Origin of the sequence: Sulfitobacter alexandrii, assembly GCF_001886735.1 — a bacterium.
GTDB classification, from domain to species: domain Bacteria; phylum Pseudomonadota; class Alphaproteobacteria; order Rhodobacterales; family Rhodobacteraceae; genus Sulfitobacter; species Sulfitobacter alexandrii.
On record NZ_CP018076.1, the window covers coordinates 1259987 to 1276891 of the forward strand.

Sequence of the window (16905 nt, forward strand, 5' to 3'; positions counted from 1 at the left end):
GCGTAACCTTCGTTCGTGAAAGGTATACGGAAATTCATTATCAAATGGTGAACCGTCGAAGACGTTTAAAAATGCATGATAATCAGCAGCTTGCTTTCGGTAATTCGGCCCGATCGAACAGCCCCGCGGCGGGCGCGAACATAATGAGAACTCGGCTTTTCATCAGTGCCGCGAACCGCTATGTTTCCCGCCATGAGCAGCTTTGATGAAATGGACGCCTTCGAAGGCGCTTCGCTGTCCGCTCGGGCGATGGCGGCACGGCCGCAGCCCTACCTGGACTCCCTGAACCCCGCGCAGCGCGCCGCGGTCGAACAGCTCGACGGGCCGGTCCTGATGCTGGCGGGGGCGGGCACCGGCAAGACCAAGGCGTTGACCACGCGGATCGTCCACCTGCTGGTCACGGGCCGCGCCCGCCCGAACGAAGTGCTGGCGGTGACCTTCACGAACAAGGCCGCGCGCGAGATGAAGACGCGGGTGGGCCAGACGCTGGGCCAGCAGGTCGAGGGGATGCCGTGGCTGGGCACCTTTCATGCGATCTGCGTCAAGCTGCTGCGCCGGCACGCGGAACTGGTCGGCCTGAAATCCAACTTCACCATCCTCGATACCGACGATCAGCTGCGGCTGCTCAAGCAGCTCGTCGCGGCCGAGAACATCGACGACAAGCGCTGGCCCGCGCGGATGCTGCTGGGCATCATCGACGGCTGGAAGAACCGCGCGCTGACGCCCGACAAGGTGCCGGCGTCGGATGCGGGCCTCTACAACCACCGCGGCACCGAGATCTACGAACAGTACCAGCGCCGGCTGGTGGAACTGAACGCGGTGGATTTCGGCGACCTGCTGCTGCACATGGTCACGATATTCCAGAAACACCCGGACGTGCTGGAACAGTACCAGCGCTGGTTCCGCTACATCATGGTGGACGAATACCAGGACACCAACGTCGCCCAGTATCTCTGGCTGCGGCTCCTGGCGCAGGGCCATCGCAACATCTGCTGCGTGGGCGACGACGACCAGTCGATCTATGGCTGGCGCGGCGCCGAGGTGGGCAACATCCTGCGCTTCGAGACCGATTTCCCCGGCGCGCATGTGGTCAAGCTGGAACAGAATTACCGCTCCACCCCGCATATCCTTGCCGCCGCCTCGGGCGTGATCGCGGGCAACGAGGGGCGGCTGGGCAAGACCCTGTGGACCGAGGCCGAGGAGGGCGAGAAGGTGCGCCTGATCGGCCACTGGGACGGCGAGGAGGAAGCCCGCTGGATCGGCGAGGAGATCGAGGCGATGCAGCGCGGCACCCGTGGCATGGACGCGATCGGGCTCGACTCCATGGCGATCCTCGTGCGCGCCTCGCACCAGATGCGCGCCTTCGAGGACCGGTTCCTGACCATCGGCCTGCCGTACCGCGTCATCGGGGGGCCCCGTTTCTACGAGCGGTTGGAGATCCGGGACGCGATGGCCTATTTCCGGGTGGTGACCTCGCCCGACGACGATCTCGCGTTCGAGCGGATCGTGAACACGCCCAAGCGCGGCCTCGGCAACGTGGCGCAGCAGAAGATCCAGACCACCGCCCGCGAACACGGCGTGAACCTGGTCGAGGGCGCCCGTATCCTGCTGGCGCATGACGGCATCGGCGGCAAGGGGGCGGCGCAGCTGCGCCAGTTGATCGACGGCATCGACCGCTGGCACAAGATGCTGCGCGGGCCGCTGCGCCCGGCGGCGGGCGGCGAGGACGACGTGATCGAACAGACCGCCACCGTCTTCGACGAGGGCCCGCCGGAGGTCACCCACGTGGAGCTGGCCGAGATCATCCTGGACGAATCCGGCTACACCGGCATGTGGCAGAACGACAAGACGCCGGAGGCGCCGGGGCGGCTCGACAACCTCAAGGAGCTGGTCAAGGCGCTGGAGCAGTTCGAGAACCTGCAGGGCTTCCTGGAGCATGTCAGCCTCATCATGGACAACGAAAGCGACGACGGCGGCGAGAAGGTCAGCATCATGACCCTGCACGCGGCCAAGGGGCTGGAGTTTCCCGCCGTCTTCCTGCCGGGATGGGAGGACGGGCTGTTTCCCTCGCAGCGGTCGATGGATGAAAGCGGCATCAAGGGGCTGGAGGAGGAACGCCGCCTGGCCTACGTGGGCATCACCCGCGCGGAAGAACTCTGCACGATCTCGTTCGCCGGGAACCGCATGGTGTTCGGCCAGTGGCAAAGCGCGATGCCGTCGCGGTTCATCGACGAACTGCCCCAGGACCACGTCGAGGTGCTCACGCCGCCCGGCCTCTACGGCGGCAGTTTCGGCGCGGCCATGCCGAAAAGCACCCTGCACGACGCGGCGGCGGAGGCGAACGTCTACAACTCGCCCGGCTGGCGCCGTCTTCAGGCCCGCGCGGGAGAGCGCGGTGTCAGCCAGCCACGCGAGCAGCGCAATGTCACCATAGACATGAACGCCGTCAGCAGCTTCACGATGGGCGAACGGGTGTTCCACCAGAAGTTCGGCTACGGCGCGATCATCGGGATCGAGGGCGACAAGCTGGAGGTGGATTTCGAGAAGGCCGGCGTGAAAAAGGTCGTCTCGCGTTTCCTGTCCGGCTGCGATGACGTGCCGTTCTGAAGGCATCCCGCCGGCGCGGGTCTGATCCTGCGGTGCGCGCTGCGCGCGCATTACATTATTGACTATCGCTGCGGGCCCACCATCCCAGAGGGTCCGGCACCGCCCTTTCTTGATCCCGTCCTGGCACCCGCCGTCCGGCCCCACAAGCAAAATAGCCGTATCCCCTTCGGGGCCCCTCGGCGATTTGGCTTGTGGGTCCACCCGTCGCGCGCCCTGTCGGGGTCAAGCAAGGGCGGCGCCAGACCAGAGATGTGGGGAGGGGACAAAGAAACAGCGGTGCCGTGGGAGGACGGCACCGCTGCTCTTTGTCGGCCCGAAACGTCTAGGGAGGATCGGTTTCGGGTCTGTACGGGACCACGCTGCATCAGGGAGGAGGAAGGTGCAGTGGCCCCGGTCACCAGTCGTCCCAAGGGAGGAGGGGACGACCGATCTCTGTATCGCGTCAGATGCGCGAGGATTCGATCGCGATCCGCTTGATGTCGCTGCGGCTCAGGCCGAGGTCCGCGAGATCACGGTTGCTGAGCGCGCTCAGCCCGTCGAAGGTTTCGCGGTACATGCGGTATTGCTTGTAGCGGGTTGCCAGCGCGTCAAAGCCTGAGCCGATGCGGCCGAGCAAGGAAGAAGTGGGTGCGTTTGTTGTTGTCGTTGAATATGCCATCGTGGCGCCTCTTGTTTTCATATCATCGTCGTTTCGGATAGGGGGCATATACGCCTCGAAAAATTCCGCGCAACGGCCAACGCTGCAACGCCGTTATGCGGCTTTTGCATGGGCGACGTCGGGGCAACCTGTTGTTATGAATGCATAAACAACGCGCCCTGCACGGGCGTCTACGACTTTGGATGGGGGGAAACAGAAAAAGGGCGGCGACATCAGGGAGGAGGAGGATGTCGCCGCCAATAACAGACGGTGTCGGGAGGAGGATGACCCCGTCTGGTCTTTCTCTTGAAGAGCGTTGCCGCGCTTCACAGGCTCAATATCGCCTTTATGCTGCAATTGCACAATGGATAGTTTTGCAATGCTGCCATGCAGCAAGAACATGGAGTCGCTGTAGAATTCCTGTGCACCCTGCCAAAGGCTTGGGCAGGTCGCCGCGCGCCCTTGTGATTTTCGCAGAAAATGGCATGTGAAGGACAAGCACAGGAGGTTCTCATGCCGATCAGCAAGTCCGATGTCGAATCCGCCCTTTCCCGGGTCAGCCTTCCCGATGGCCGGAGCCTGATGGCGCACGACCTCGTTCGCGCCCTGCGGATCGAGGACGACGTGGTCCGTTTCGTGATCGAGGCGCCGAGTGCCGAGGTGGCGCAGGCCATGGGCCCGCTGCGCGACGCCGCCGAGAAGGTGGTTGCGGAACTGCCCGGCGTGCGGAGCGTGTCGGTCGCCCTGACGGCACACGGCCCGGCGAAGAAGCCGGAAGCGCCCCCCAGTCTCAAGATCGGCGGCCATCCGAAGCCGCAGGAGGCCCCGATGAAACCCGCGGGGGTCGACCGGATCCTCGCCATCGCCTCGGGCAAGGGCGGCGTGGGCAAGTCCACAGTCAGTTCCAACCTCGCCGTCGCGCTGGCGCGTCAGGGCAGGCGGGTAGGGCTGCTCGACGCGGACATCTACGGTCCCAGCCAGCCGCGCATGATGGGTATCAACAAGCGCCCGGCGAGCCCCGACGGCAAGACCATCATCCCCCTGCAGGCGCACGGGGTCACGATGATGTCGATCGGCTTCATGATGGAGGAAGGCAAGGCGGTCGTCTGGCGCGGCCCGATGCTGATGGGTGCGCTTCAGCAGATGCTCGGGCAGGTGCAATGGGGGGAGCTCGACGTGCTGATCGTCGACCTGCCGCCGGGCACGGGTGACGTTCAGCTGACCCTCTGCACCAAGTCGGAACTGACCGGCGCCATCGTGGTCAGCACGCCGCAGGATGTCGCGCTGCTGGACGCGCGCAAGGCGATCGACATGTTCGCCACGCTCAAGACGCCCGTGCTGGGCCTGATCGAGAACATGTCGATGTTCGTCTGCCCGGATTGCGGGGCGGAGCATCAGATCTTCGGCCACGGCGGTGTCGCGGCCGAAGCGGAGAAGATGGGCGTGCCGCTGCTCGGGGCGCTGCCCATAGACCTCGAAACCCGGCTGGCGGGGGATTCCGGCACACCGGTTGCCGCTGGCGAAGGGGCGATGGCGCAGGCCTATGCCCGCATCGCCGAAGGCCTGGTCAAGGGCGGCATGGCCTGAACCGCGCGGGCGGTCAGGACAGGGGGCGTCCTTCGACCAGATGGCCATAGAGCGTCGTCAGCACCGAGACGAAGATGATCCCCTCGGCCAGGAACACGCAGGTTTCCAGCAGCAGGGCACCCGCGCCCGTGGCCGGAAAGACGAGCGATGCGACGACGGTCATGAAGACGCTGAGCAGCGACAGCAGGGCCGCGACCGCGAGGATCGGCCCCGACAGAGGGGCGGTGACGATCCAGCTTTGCACAAGCCCCATGCGCTCTCCCATGGCGGCGGCGGGCAGCGTCACGCTGAAGCGCATCGCGACCCAGAGAAACGCGATCCCTCCCACGACGCCGAGGATCACCGATCCGCCCCCGCCCGGTCCGCCTGTCAGGCTCGCGAGGATGCTCAGGGCCGTGAGGATCGGGACCGCCGTCAGCATCTGCACCAGCGCAAGGGTGAAAGCGCGCCAGACGTAAAAGGCGATGACGCCCCAGCCCGGCCGCAGATCGCGCGCCCGCTCGGGGCCGTTCAGCAGCACGTGGCGGTGCCAGTGGATCGCCATGAGCGCATAGCCCAGCAGCCCCGAAAGTCCCAGCGCCAGCATCAGCAGGATGTCGGACGGCGGAATGGTCAGTATCGTGTCCGTATCGCTTGCGGCAATGGCCGCCAGCGTGTCGGGCACCAGCGTCGTCACGGCGATCGTGCTGGCCAGCACCATGGCCAGCCCCGGCAGGATGACCCGGAACGTGGTTCCCGGTTCGTGGATCAACATGCGCAGCGCATGGGCGATGATGGACAGTCCGAAGGTCACTGCAAACTCCCGTGGTTGCTCACCTTCTGACCAATCCGGACTGCGGGCGCAAGCGAAGGGCGGTCAATTCTGCCATCGACCGCCCCGCCTGCGCGCCGGTTTCGTCCGGCCTCAGAAGATGAAATCGGCGCTGTCCAGATCCCCGAGGTCCACGCCCCGCAGCAGAACCGTGCTGTTGTCGCCCGCGTCGATCAGCACGCTGCCGCCGATCTGCGTGACATGGTTGGCCATCAGGTCGGCGAAATCGGTGATCTGCGCGGCCCCGCTGAGGTCGATCCGTTCAAAGGGATTCAGCGCATCGAAATCGTTGATGGTGTCGTTGCCGAAGCCGCCCGCCATGTCGGCGAACACGAAGGTGTCCGCGTTGAAGTGGCCTGCCATGACGTCGTCTCCGGCGCCGCCGATCAGCACGTCGAAACCGGCGCCGCCGGACATGGCGTCATTGCCGTTGCCGCCCTCGATCAGGTCGTTGCCCCGGCCGCCGAAGAACCGGTCGTCACCGTCCTGACCCCGCAGGGTGTCGTTGCCCATCTGGCCGAACAGCGCGTCGCCGGTGGCGCCGCCTTCGGCCACGTCATTGCCGTCGCCGCCGAACAGCCGGTCGAACCCGTCGCCGCCCAGCAGCAGATCGTCGCCGCCGTCGCCGTAAAGGTTGTCCGCCTGCGCGCCGCCGTCGATCGTGTCGTTTCCGGCGCCGCCGCGCAGCAGGTCGAACCCGCTGTCGCCGAACACGCGGTCGTCGCCGTCGCCTGCGTCGATGCTGTCTTCCTGGGCGCCGCCCCGCAGCAGGTCGTTGCCGCTACCGCCGAGGATGCCGTCGTTGCCGAAGTCCCCGAGGATGGTATCCGCGCCGGCATTGCCGTGCAGGTTGTCGTTTCCGCCGCCGCCGCGCACGAGGTCGGCACCGTCGCCCGCGCGCACGCTGTCGTCGCCGGCCCCGCCTTCGACGGTGTCGCGCCCGGCGCCTGCCGTGATCGCGTCATGACCCGCGCCGCCGGTGATGTGATCGTCCCCGAAGGAGGCGGTCATGGTGTTGTCGCCGGCATCGCCGATGAGCTGCTGGTCAAGGGCCCCCTGCGACGCGCCGAAGTTCTGCGTGACGAGAATGGAATCGTAGAAGCTGCCGCTGCCATAGCTCATCGGGCCGATGCCGATGCCGATGCCGACATGGGTGTAGTCGGCGTTCAGGATGTTGGCGCGGTGCGACGGTGAATTCATCAGCCCCTCGTGGAGGTCGCGCACATCGTCCCAAAGCCCTTCCGGCCCCCGGATCGTCTGCACCGCGAGGTTCTCGCCGGTCCGCCAGGCGCCTGAATTGTCGAAACCCGCTGCGAGGATACGCTGTGTCGCCGTGCTATCATTCACGCCGGTGTGGCTGAACGTATCGGTCAGCGTCATCCAGTCGGTGTGGGCGTCGGCGGACTGGTTGAGGTTCATCTCGAGCGTGAGCGGCGCGAGCCCGTGCTCCGCACGCACGTCATTGATGAGGGTCAGCATGTAGGCTTCGATATCGGAAGCGAGGGTCATGAAGGGTTCCTTTTGTCAGCGGTGCCACCGGGGCCGCCGTGATTTTGGGTTCGAAAGACTAACGAGTGTTTGATGTGATGAATGCGGTCTCCTTTCGTCCCGTTTCCGGTTTTTTCTGGACCTTTTCTGGCATCCGAAAAAGGCGCGAAGCCCGAACCGTGGCAAATTGTCTCCCATTTCCGGCCTTGCCGGGCCTTTCGGTTCCGGCCCGCGATTGGTGCGTCCCCCGAAACGCGGCGTGAGGGGGCAGGGTGGGCTGCCCCGAAATGGGCGATCACGGGAAACGGGCCGCGCCGGGTGCGAGGCGCTGGGAATTCAGGGGAAACCGGTTCCGGCCGCCACGGCGATTCGGCCAAAACCTGCCGATTCCGAATCAAATTCATGGGAACGGGCTTGAAAATCAACGGACAATGCCTTGAAAATCGGGAACAGGTCGGGAACATAACCTGTGGATAAACTTGCGGATGAAATTTTCCGGGAATTCATGGGACATTTTTGTTCCGCACCGCGCCTCACAATATATTGTGTTGATCGGACAGATTCTAACTGAATAGGCTAAATTTTGCTCAAATTATTCTACCAGATTTTGATCGGTCCCCATGTGCAAAACTAAATCTCGTGGGTTTCGGGCAAAAAAAATGTAGACGCCCACGAATTCCCGTGGCATCCCTAGTGCATCGGATGAGAACGGGACACGGGGCAACAAACGACCCCACAAAAACAAAAAACCTAGCAGGTTTCATACAGGCACCTCGCTTTCATCAGACCAAAGAGATCCGGCGCGCGGGCGAGCAGACATCCCCCCAGGTGGCGCGCGCAGTCGGACTTCCCCGCCAAGCTGCGGGACGAGGGCGGCGGGTTGATCGGTGGCAGCAGATCAACCCGCCGTTTCCATGTCCGGAGGACGCTTCGGATCAAGAGAACGGCACTTTCGCGGGGGCGCGACAAAAAGACGAAGCGCAACGCGCGCAGGCAGGAAAATCAAGTGGGCCGCAGGTTCAGAGGCGAAAGCCAGCACAAGGTCGATAGCAAGGGGCGGGTTTCCATACCGGCCTCTTTCCGACGTGTGCTGGAAGCCGGCGACCCCAACTGGAAATCCGGCGAGAACCCCGAACTCGTGATCGTCTACGGCGACGAAAAGCGCAATTTCCTCGAATGCTACACGATGGAGGCCATCGACGAGGTCGACGGCAAGATCGATGCACTGCCGCGCGGCTCCGTCGCGCGCAAGGCGCTGCAGCGGCTGTTCCACGGCCAGTCCTTTCCCACCACGGTGGACGAGACCGGCCGCCTGGTACTGCCAACCAAGCTGCGCAAGAAGATCGACCTCGACACCGAGGCCTTCTTCTTTGCCACCGGCGATACCTTCCAGATCTGGAAACCGGAAACCTACAAGGCCGAAGAGGAATCCTGGGCCGAGAAGCTGCCTGAAGATTTCGATCCGATGGCCTTCCTGGACGGCGACGTGGAGGTGTGAAGCTGATGGCTGCTGCGGCCTCTCCCGAACCGACTGCCCCTCATACTCCCGTTCTGCTGCGCCCGCTTCTGGATGCCGTGGCGCCCGTGTCGGGCGTCTGGCTCGACGGGACATTCGGCGCGGGCGGCTACACGCGTGGCCTGCTCGAGGCGGGGGCCGACCGGGTGATCGCGGTGGACCGCGACCCGCTGGCCTTCGAGATGGCACAGGGCTGGGCAGCCGACTACGGCACGCGGATCACCATGCAGCAGGGCGTCTTCTCGCGGATGGACGAGTACGGCCAGGATCTCGACGGCGTGGTGCTGGACCTCGGCGTGTCCTCGATGCAGCTCGACCGGGCCGAACGCGGCTTTTCGTTCATGAAGGACGGACCGCTCGACATGCGGATGTCGCAGGACGGGCCGACGGCCGCCGATCTGGTCAACGAATCCGACGAGGCGCTGATCGCCAACATCCTCTTTCAGTACGGCGAGGAACGCGCCAGCCGCCGCATCGCCAAGGCGATCGTCCGGGCAAGGGCCGAAGCGCCGATCACGACGACCTTGCAGCTGGCGTCGCTGATCGAAGGCTGCCTGCCACGCGCCAAGCCGGGCCAGTCGCACCCCGCGACCCGCAGCTTTCAGGCGATCCGCATCGCGGTCAACGATGAATACGGCGAACTGTTCGAGGGCCTCATGGCGGCGGAGCGTGCCCTCCGCCCCGGCGGGCAGCTCGCGGTCGTGAGCTTCCATTCGGTCGAGGACCGGATGGTGAAACGGTTCCTGACGGCCCGGTCGGGCGGCGGCGGCAATGCCAACCGCTTCGCCCCGCAGGAAGAGCGCCCGGACCCGCAATTCAAGGTCGAAAAGCGCAAGGCGATCGGCCCGGACGCGCAGGAACTCGACGAGAATCCGCGCAGCCGGTCCGCCAAGCTGCGTGTGGCCATCAGAACGGATGCACCCAGCGGTGCGGTAGATGCAAAATCCATCGGCATGCCGATGGTGAAGGGGCAGTAGATGCGAGCGATACTTTATGTTCTCACGTCCATGGCGGTGATTGGACTGGCTTTCTGGGCCTACCGCGAGAATTACGCGACGCAGCAGGCGCTCAGCGAGGCGGACAAGCTGCACGCCAACATCCGCGCGGCGCACGCCCGGCTGGCGGTGCTCAAGGCGGAATGGGCCTACCAGAACCGCCCCGAACGGCTGCGCGATCTCGCCGTGCTCAACTTCGACCGGCTCGGCCTGCTGCCCCTGCAGCCCGACCAGTTCGGCGCGGTCGATCAGGTGGCTTATCCGCCTGCGCCGCTCCTGCCCATCACCGATCCGGTCGACGTGTCGACCATGAACGCCCCCGAGGAGGACCCGCTATGATCCGCACCCCCCTGCGCCCGCTGGCCCGCATCCTCGAGGCCCGCCAGAAAGGCGAGAATCCCGACGCGATCGAGCGCGAGAACAAGCGCATCCGGCACGAACAGATGCGCGACCGGTCGCGCCAGCGCGCCGAAGGCCGGCTGCTGGTGCTCGGCATCTTCTTCTTCTGCGCCTTCTCGGTGGTGGGCGCACGCATGGGCCTTCTCGCCACGTCCGAGGCCACGGAGCCGCGCGCCCATGCACCGGGCGCCGTGATCTCGGCCTCGCGGGCGGACATCGTGGACCGCAACGGCAACATCCTCGCCACCAACTTCGAGACCCACGCGCTCTATGCCCAGCCGCGCCACATGGTGGATCCGGTGATGGCCGCCAAGAAGCTCGTCGGCGTCTTTCCCGACCTCGACGAGGAGCGTCTGCTGAAGGATTTCACCGGTAAGCGCAAGTTCCTGTGGATCAAGAAGAAAATCAGCCCTGAACAGATGCAGGCCGTGCATGATATCGGCGATCCCGGCCTGCTGTTCGCGCCCCGCGACATGCGGCTTTATCCCAATGGCAAGCTTGCAGCGCACGTGCTGGGCGGTGCGAGCTTCGGCAAGGAGGGTGTCCATGCCGCCGAGGTCATCGGCGTTGCCGGGGTCGAGCGGTACTTCGACGACTACCTGCGCGATCCCGCCAACGGCAACAAGCCGCTGGAACTGTCGCTGGACCTGACCGTTCAGGCGGCCGCCGAGCAGGTGCTCTGGGGCGGGATGAAGCTGATGAACGCCAAGGGCGCCACATCGGTGCTGATGGACGTCAAGACCGGCGAGGTCGTCAGCGTGGTCTCGCTGCCCAGCTTCGATCCCAATGACCGGCCCCGCCCCGCGACCAAGGGCGACCCGTCCGACAGTCCGCTCTTCAACCGGTCGGTGCAGGGCGTCTACGAACTGGGGTCGACCTTCAAGATCTTCGCGGCGGCGCAGGCCATCGACCTCGGCCTCGTGAGCGCGGAGACGGTGATCGACACCAGCGGCCCCTTCAAGGTCGGCGGGTTCAAGATCGGCGAATTCCACAACAAGAACTACGGCAAGCTGAGCGTGACGGACATCATCGTCAATTCGTCCAACCGCGGCACCGGGCGCATCGCCTTGCAGATCGGCGCCGAGCGGCAGCAGGATTTCCTCAGGAAGCTCGGCTTCTTCGAGGCGACTTCCTTCGAGATCGTCGAGGCGGCGGGCGGCAAGCCACTGCTGCCCAAGCGCTGGACCGACCTGTCTTCGGTCACGATCTCCTACGGGCACGGGCTGTCCTCCAGCCCGATGCACCTCGCGGCGGGCTATGCCGCGCTGGCCAACGGCGGCTACAAGGTCGCGCCCACCCTGATCAAGCAGACCACGCCGCAACTGGGGCCGAGGGTGATCTCGGCAAAGGCGGCGGCCGATGCGCGGATGATGCTGCGCAAGGTCGTCAGCGACGGGACCGCCAGCTTCGGAGAGGTGCCCGGCTATCAGGTGGGCGGCAAGACCGGCACGGCGGACAAGCCCAAGCCGAACGGCGGCTATTACAAGGACAAGGTCATCGCGACCTTCGCATCGATCTTTCCCGCGCATGACCCCCAGTACGTGCTGATCGTCACGCTCGACGAACCGGTGGAGACATCGGGCACCAAGCCGCGGCGCACCGCGGGCTGGACCGCGGTACCGGTCGCGGCCGAGATGATCCGCCGGGTCGCCCCGCTGCTGGGCGTGCGGCCGACAGTTGAACCGCTCGAGGAGGCTGTGATAACGCTGGCTGGCAACAACTGAGCCACACGCCAAGCCGCAAAGGCGCCAAGATGAGCAGCCCCAGAACATCCTCACTCAACGCGCTGGGCCTGATTTCAGGCAATGGCGCGAACCCGGAAATCCGCGATCTTCAGGTCGACAGCCGCGAGGTGGGGCCGGGATGTCTCTTTGCCGCGATCCCGGGCACGCGGGTGCACGGCGCCCACTACGTGGAAAGGGCGCTCGAAGACGGGGCCGTGGCGGTTCTGACCGACAGCGAGGGCGCCAGCATTGCCGGCGATGCGATTCGCGCGGCGGGTGCCGCGCTCGTGGTCTCGGATACCCCGCGCGAGGCGCTGGCACGGACCGCGGCGCTGTGGTTCGGCGGTCAGCCCGCCGTGATGGCGGCGGTGACCGGCACCAATGGCAAGACCTCGGTCTCCACTTTCGTCCGCCAGATCTGGATCGAAATGGGGCACGCCGCCGTCAACCTCGGCACCACCGGTGTTGAGGGCGCCTGGACCGCGCCGCTGGCCCACACGACGCCCGAACCGATCACCCTGCACCGCGCCCTGCGCGCGGCGATGGACAACGGCATCACCCATGCGGCGATGGAGGCGTCGAGCCACGGGCTCGACCAGCGGCGGCTGGACGGCGTGACCCTGCGCGCGGCGGGCTTCACCAACTTCACCCAGGATCACCTGGACTACCACGAAACCTTCGACGCCTATTTCGACGCCAAGGCGGGCCTGTTCGCCCGCGTCCTGTCCGAGGACGGGACGGCCGTCATCAACATCGACGACCCCAAGGGGGTGGACATGGCGGCCATCGCCCGCGCCCGTGGCTGCGAGGTGCTGACCGTGGGCCGGGACGGCGGCGATCTGCACCTGACCGCGCAGCGGTTCGACGCCACCGGGCAGGATCTGCGTTTCGAATGGCAGGGCAAGGCGGTGCAGAAGCGGCTCGACCTGATCGGCGGTTTCCAGGCCGACAACGTGCTGCTCGCGGCGGGGCTGGTCATCGCCTGCGGGGGACAGCCGCAGGAGGTCTTCGACACGCTGCCGCACCTGACCACGGTCCGGGGCCGGATGCAGCTTGCTGCGACCCGTGGCAACGGGGCGGCGGTCTTTGTCGATTACGCGCATACGCCCGATGCCGTCGCGACCGCGCTGTCGGCGATGCGCCCGCACGTGATGGGCAGGCTCGTGGCCATCGTGGGGGCGGGCGGCGACCGGGACCGGGCGAAGCGGCCGCTGATGGGGGCCGCGGCGATGGCCCATGCCGACACGGTGATCGTCACCGACGACAACCCCCGGTCGGAAGACCCCGCGAGCATCCGCGCCGCCGTGCTCGAAGGCGCGCCCGGCGCGATCGAAATCGGCGACCGCGCCGAGGCGATCCTGCGCGGCATCGACCTGCTCGAGCCGGGCGACGCCCTGCTGATCGCGGGCAAGGGACACGAAACAGGGCAGATCGTCGGCAGCGACGTGCTGCCATTCGACGACGCGGAACAGGCCAGCATGGCCGTCGCGGCACTGGACGGGAGACTGGCATGACACTCTGGACCGCTGCGCAAGCGGCGACGGCCACGGGCGGCCGCGCGGTGGGAGACTGGTCCTGCGACGGCGTTTCCATCGACACCCGCACCATCGAGGCGGGCGATCTCTTCGTCGCGCTCAAGGATGTCCGCGACGGGCACGACTTCGTGGCGCAGGCGCTCGAGAAGGGCGCGGGCGCGGCGCTGGTGTCCCGGGTGCCGGACGGCGTGGCCAAGAACGCGCCGTTGCTGATCGTGGAAGACGTGCTGCAAGCGCTCGAACGGCTGGGGCAGGCGGCGCGCGCCCGCACGCAGGCCAGGGTGGTGGCGGTGACCGGCAGCGTCGGCAAGACCTCCACCAAGGAGATGCTGCTGGCAATGCTCGGTGACCAGGGCCGGACCCATGCCAGCGTGGCCAGCTACAACAACCACTGGGGCGTGCCGCTGACGCTGGCGCGCATGCCCGCCGACACGGAATTCGCCGTCATCGAGATCGGGATGAACCATCCCGGAGAGATCGCACCGCTGGCCCGGATGGCGCAGGCCGACGTGGCGATGGTCACCACCGTCGCCGCGGCGCACCTCGAGGCCTTCGAGAACCTGGCCGGCATCGCGGTGGAGAAGGCGTCGATCTTCGAGGGCGTCAAACCCGGCGGCTGGGCCGTCCTGAACGCCGATATCGAACACGCGGCGATCCTCATGGCCAAGGCGGTGGACTGCCGGCTGCGCGACCTGGAATTCGGGGTGCACGGGCATCATTTCAAGCTGCTCGACGTGCAGGTGCAGGCCGATACCACAGTGGTGCAGGCCAGCCACGAGGGCGCGCCGATCCTGTTCAAGATCGCCTCGCCCGGCCGGCATTTCGCGATGAACGGCCTTGGCGCGCTGGCGGTGTGTCACGCGCTGGGCGTCGACATGGCGCTGGCGGCGCAGTCGCTGGGCCGGTGGCAGCCCTACCGGGGCCGTGGCGTGCGCGAGGTGATCGTGCTCGATCCCGTCGACACCCACATGACACTGGCCCTGATCGACGACAGCTACAACGCCAACCCGACCTCCATGGCCGCCGCGCTGGCGGTTCTGGCGGGGGCCGAGGTCACCCATGACATCGGACGGGTCAGCAAGGGGCGGCGGATCGCGATCCTGGGCGACATGAAGGAATTGGGCACGGGGGCCGAAGCGCTCCACGCCGGGCTCGCCGGGCTGGAAACGACCCGCGCGCTGGATGTCGTCCATTGCGTCGGGCCGCTGATGCGCGCGCTCTACGACGTGCTGCCCGACCATCAGCGCGGTGCCTGGACCGAAACCGCCGCCGAGTTGCTGCCCGACCTGCGCGGTCTGCTGGATTCCGGCGACGTGGTGCTGGTCAAGGGGTCGCTTTCCACCCGTCTGGGGACGATTGTTGACGCCATCCGGAAAATGGGCCATCCGGTGGAAACCCCGTGATCCGGGGCCCCGGCAACAAGATGTTGAGTAAGGACGCGATCGAATGCTCTATTGGTTGACCCTCCTGTCGGATGGTGGCGATTTCTTTAACCTGTTTCGCTACATCACCTTCCGCGCCGGCGGGGCGTTCCTGACCGCGCTGATCTTCGGCTTCCTGTTCGGGCGCCCGTTGATCGCGGTCCTGCGCCGGCGCCAGGGCAAGGGCCAGCCGATCCGCGGGGACGGCCCGGAAGGGCACTTCGTCAAGGCGGGCACGCCCACCATGGGGGGGCTGCTGATCGTGGGGGCCCTGCTGACGTCGACGCTGCTCTGGGCGCGGCTCGACAATGCCTATGTCTGGATCGTGCTCTTCGTGACCATGAGCTTTGCCGCCATCGGCTTTGCGGACGACTATGCCAAGGTCAGCAAGCAGAACACCACCGGCGTGTCCGGCAAGGTGCGGCTGCTGCTGGGATTCCTGATCGCCGCCGTCGCCGGGTTCTGGGCCGCGCAGTATCATCCGGCGGAGCTGCAGTACCAGCTGGCGCTGCCTGTCTTCAAGGACACGCTGGTCAACCTCGGGGTGCTGTTCGTGCCCTTCGCGATCATCGTGATCGTGGGGGCGGCGAACGCGGTGAACCTGACGGACGGTCTGGACGGGCTGGCGATCATGCCGGTCATGATCGCGGCCGGAACGCTGGGCGTCATCGCCTATGCCGTGGGCCGGGTCGACTTCACCGACTACCTCGACGTGCATTACGTGCCCGGCACGGGCGAGATCCTGATCTTCACCGCCGGCCTGTTCGGGGGCGGGCTGGGGTTCCTGTGGTACAACGCGCCGCCCGCGGCCGTCTTCATGGGCGACACCGGGTCGCTGGCGCTGGGCGGGGCGCTGGGCGCGATCGCGGTGGCGACCAAGCACGAGCTTGTCCTCGCGATCGTCGGCGGGCTGTTCGTGGTGGAGGCGCTGTCGGTGATCGTGCAGGTGCTTTATTTCAAGCGGACGGGAAAGCGGGTGTTCCTGATGGCGCCGATCCATCACCACTACGAGAAGAAGGGGTGGGCGGAACCGCAGATCGTGATCCGCTTCTGGATCATTTCGCTGATCCTCGCGATGATCGGGCTGGCGACGCTGAAGGTCCGGTAGATCGCGCTGCCGCGCCGCCTGCGGCGGGCGGGGCGGCGCGCCGGGGCGCGCGCCGGTGGAGGCGCTGCCTCCACACCTCCGGTGTATTTGGGGAACAATGAAAGGGCGCGTCAGAAGATGGACCAGTCCATCCGGGTGGTGAGTTCCGCCAGCGCCTCGGTGCCGCGGTGGGAGTTGCCGTAGCGGTTGAGGCCGGGGCTCCAGACCGCGATCGCGGCGGTATGGGGAACGATGGCGAGAATGCCGCCGCCCACGCCGCTCTTGCCCGGAATCCCCACGCGGTAGGCGAAATCGCCCGAGCCGTCGTAGTGTCCGCAGGTGAGCATCATCGCGTTCAGCCGCCGGATGCGGCGCGGCGAGACGAGGCGCGGCAGGCCGGGCGCATGGACAAGGAACCGTCCCGCCATGGCCAGTTGCGCGGTGGTCATCTCGATGGCGCAATGGTGGAAGTATGTGCCGAGGACCTTTTCCGGGCTGTTGGTCAGGTTGTCGTGGGCGGCGAGAAAATGTGCGAGCGCGAAGTTGCGGTGCCCGAAGTCGGTTTCCGAGGCGGCCACGGTTTCGTTGATGTGGATGTCCTCCGATCCTGCCGCGGTGCGCACGAAGCGGATGATCTCGGCCAGGGCCTCGCGCGGGGCGCGGCGGCCCAGAACCGCGTCGGTGGTGACGATGGCGCCCGCGTTGATGAAGGGATTGCGCGGGCGGCCGTTCTCCTGCTCGAGCTGGACGATGGAATTGAAGGCCCGGCCCGAGGGTTCGCGGCCGACACGGGTCCAGAGCTGGTCGCCGGCCCGGCCGAGCGTGATCGCGAGGGTGAAGACCTTGGTGATCGACTGGACGGAAAAGGGGACGTGGGTGTCGCCCGCCTGGTGCAGCCGGCCGTCGGCGGTCACGACGGAGATGGCGAACTGCGCGGGGTCCACCCCCGCGAGCTGCGGAATATAGCTTGCGACCTGGCCCCAGTCCGCCGCCGCGCGGGCGTCACGGTCCAGCTTCTGCAGCACGCTGTCGAGGTCGGGCATTTCGCGGCGCTCCGGGTTGTGAAGGGCGCGCGTTGCGACCATTCTGCCCCTCAAC

14 protein-coding genes are annotated in these 16905 nt (G+C 66.3%); 9 read left to right on the top strand and 5 right to left on the bottom strand.

The features are described 5' to 3' along the window. The first annotated feature begins 192 nt into the window (after nucleotides 1-192). Complete coding sequence (locus BOO69_RS06145; RefSeq protein WP_071973674.1) at nucleotides 193-2607, top strand: ATP-dependent helicase; 2415 nt, start codon at nucleotides 193-195, stop codon at nucleotides 2605-2607. Between the two features lie 442 nt (nucleotides 2608-3049). On the opposite strand, the gene BOO69_RS06150 is transcribed toward BOO69_RS06145, so the two are convergent. Beyond that, the gene (locus tag BOO69_RS06150) at nucleotides 3050-3223 is read right to left on the bottom strand and encodes a DUF1127 domain-containing protein (protein ID WP_335743935.1); all 174 of its coding nucleotides are present in this window, start codon (nucleotides 3221-3223) and stop codon (nucleotides 3050-3052) included. Nucleotides 3224-3757: 534 nt separating this feature from the next. On the opposite strand from BOO69_RS06150, the gene BOO69_RS06155 reads away from it, so the two are divergent. Next, nucleotides 3758-4831 carry an Mrp/NBP35 family ATP-binding protein gene (locus BOO69_RS06155; RefSeq protein WP_071971249.1) on the top strand — a complete coding sequence of 358 codons (1074 nt, stop codon included), beginning with the start codon at nucleotides 3758-3760 and terminating at the stop codon, nucleotides 4829-4831. 13 nt (nucleotides 4832-4844) lie between these two features. On the opposite strand, the gene BOO69_RS06160 is transcribed toward BOO69_RS06155, so the two are convergent. The 3 genes from BOO69_RS06160 to BOO69_RS22985 all read right to left on the bottom strand — a co-directional run bounded on the left by BOO69_RS06160 (nucleotide 4845) and on the right by BOO69_RS22985 (nucleotide 7637). Next, nucleotides 4845-5624: a hypothetical protein gene (locus BOO69_RS06160; RefSeq protein ID WP_071971251.1), complete on the bottom strand. Its 780-nt coding sequence runs from the start codon at nucleotides 5622-5624 to the stop codon at nucleotides 4845-4847. 111 nt (nucleotides 5625-5735) lie between these two features. After that, a complete protein-coding gene (locus BOO69_RS06165; protein ID WP_071971253.1) occupies nucleotides 5736-7151 on the bottom strand; it encodes a CAP domain-containing protein in 1416 nt (471 codons plus the stop codon). Nucleotides 7152-7466: 315 nt separating this feature from the next. Beyond that, a complete protein-coding gene (locus BOO69_RS22985) occupies nucleotides 7467-7637 on the bottom strand; it encodes a hypothetical protein (RefSeq protein ID WP_156874870.1) in 171 nt (56 codons plus the stop codon). A gap of 499 nt (nucleotides 7638-8136) precedes the next feature. Here BOO69_RS22985 and mraZ point away from each other — a divergent pair, with 499 nt between their 5' ends. From mraZ to mraY, 7 genes are read left to right on the top strand one after another with little or no spacing between them, the layout of a single operon-like run. After that, nucleotides 8137-8628, top strand: a complete 492-nt coding sequence (gene mraZ / locus BOO69_RS06170) for a division/cell wall cluster transcriptional repressor MraZ (protein WP_071971255.1) — start codon at nucleotides 8137-8139, stop codon at nucleotides 8626-8628. Between the two features lie 5 nt (nucleotides 8629-8633). Next, the gene (gene rsmH / locus BOO69_RS06175; protein WP_071973675.1) at nucleotides 8634-9623 is read left to right on the top strand and encodes a 16S rRNA (cytosine(1402)-N(4))-methyltransferase RsmH; all 990 of its coding nucleotides are present in this window, start codon (nucleotides 8634-8636) and stop codon (nucleotides 9621-9623) included. Next, entirely contained in the window at nucleotides 9624-9980 is a 357-nt protein-coding gene (ftsL, locus tag BOO69_RS06180; protein WP_071971257.1) for a cell division protein FtsL, read from the top strand. After that, nucleotides 9977-11764 (top strand): peptidoglycan D,D-transpeptidase FtsI family protein, encoded by a 1788-nt coding sequence (locus BOO69_RS06185; protein ID WP_071971259.1) that lies wholly within the window; start codon nucleotides 9977-9979, stop codon nucleotides 11762-11764. The genes ftsL and BOO69_RS06185 overlap by 4 nt, the downstream gene beginning before the upstream one ends. Nucleotides 11765-11793: 29 nt before the next feature. Further along, on the top strand, nucleotides 11794-13278 hold the full coding sequence (locus BOO69_RS06190; protein WP_071971261.1) for a UDP-N-acetylmuramoyl-L-alanyl-D-glutamate--2,6-diaminopimelate ligase: 1485 nt from the start codon (nucleotides 11794-11796) through the stop codon (nucleotides 13276-13278). Then, nucleotides 13275-14702 carry a UDP-N-acetylmuramoyl-tripeptide--D-alanyl-D-alanine ligase gene (locus BOO69_RS06195; protein ID WP_071971263.1) on the top strand — a complete coding sequence of 476 codons (1428 nt, stop codon included), beginning with the start codon at nucleotides 13275-13277 and terminating at the stop codon, nucleotides 14700-14702. The genes BOO69_RS06190 and BOO69_RS06195 overlap by 4 nt, the downstream gene beginning before the upstream one ends. A gap of 43 nt (nucleotides 14703-14745) precedes the next feature. Continuing rightward, a complete protein-coding gene (gene mraY, locus BOO69_RS06200; RefSeq protein WP_071971264.1) occupies nucleotides 14746-15828 on the top strand; it encodes a phospho-N-acetylmuramoyl-pentapeptide-transferase in 1083 nt (360 codons plus the stop codon). 110 nt (nucleotides 15829-15938) lie between these two features. On the opposite strand, the gene BOO69_RS06205 is transcribed toward mraY, so the two are convergent. Beyond that, nucleotides 15939-16850 (bottom strand): glutaminase, encoded by a 912-nt coding sequence (locus BOO69_RS06205; RefSeq protein WP_071973676.1) that lies wholly within the window; start codon nucleotides 16848-16850, stop codon nucleotides 15939-15941. Nucleotides 16851-16905 lie beyond the last annotated feature (55 nt).

What these genes read in the sequence shown, in the direction of transcription:
- rsmH (WP_071973675.1), top strand. Translation starts at nt 8,634, where the DNA reads ATGGCTGCTGCGGCCTCTCCCGAACCGACTGCCCCTCATACTCCCGTT.
- ftsL (WP_071971257.1), top strand. Translation starts at nt 9,624, where the DNA reads ATGCGAGCGATACTTTATGTTCTCACGTCCATGGCGGTGATTGGACTG.
- mraY (WP_071971264.1), top strand. Translation starts at nt 14,746, where the DNA reads ATGCTCTATTGGTTGACCCTCCTGTCGGATGGTGGCGATTTCTTTAAC.
- BOO69_RS06190 (WP_071971261.1), top strand. Translation starts at nt 11,794, where the DNA reads ATGAGCAGCCCCAGAACATCCTCACTCAACGCGCTGGGCCTGATTTCA.
- BOO69_RS06145 (WP_071973674.1), top strand. Translation starts at nt 193, where the DNA reads ATGAGCAGCTTTGATGAAATGGACGCCTTCGAAGGCGCTTCGCTGTCC.
- BOO69_RS22985 (WP_156874870.1), bottom strand. Translation starts at nt 7,637, where the DNA reads ATGAATTCCCGGAAAATTTCATCCGCAAGTTTATCCACAGGTTATGTT.
- BOO69_RS06155 (WP_071971249.1), top strand. Translation starts at nt 3,758, where the DNA reads ATGCCGATCAGCAAGTCCGATGTCGAATCCGCCCTTTCCCGGGTCAGC.
- BOO69_RS06205 (WP_071973676.1), bottom strand. Translation starts at nt 16,850, where the DNA reads ATGCCCGACCTCGACAGCGTGCTGCAGAAGCTGGACCGTGACGCCCGC.
- BOO69_RS06185 (WP_071971259.1), top strand. Translation starts at nt 9,977, where the DNA reads ATGATCCGCACCCCCCTGCGCCCGCTGGCCCGCATCCTCGAGGCCCGC.
- BOO69_RS06195 (WP_071971263.1), top strand. Translation starts at nt 13,275, where the DNA reads ATGACACTCTGGACCGCTGCGCAAGCGGCGACGGCCACGGGCGGCCGC.
- BOO69_RS06165 (WP_071971253.1), bottom strand. Translation starts at nt 7,151, where the DNA reads ATGACCCTCGCTTCCGATATCGAAGCCTACATGCTGACCCTCATCAAT.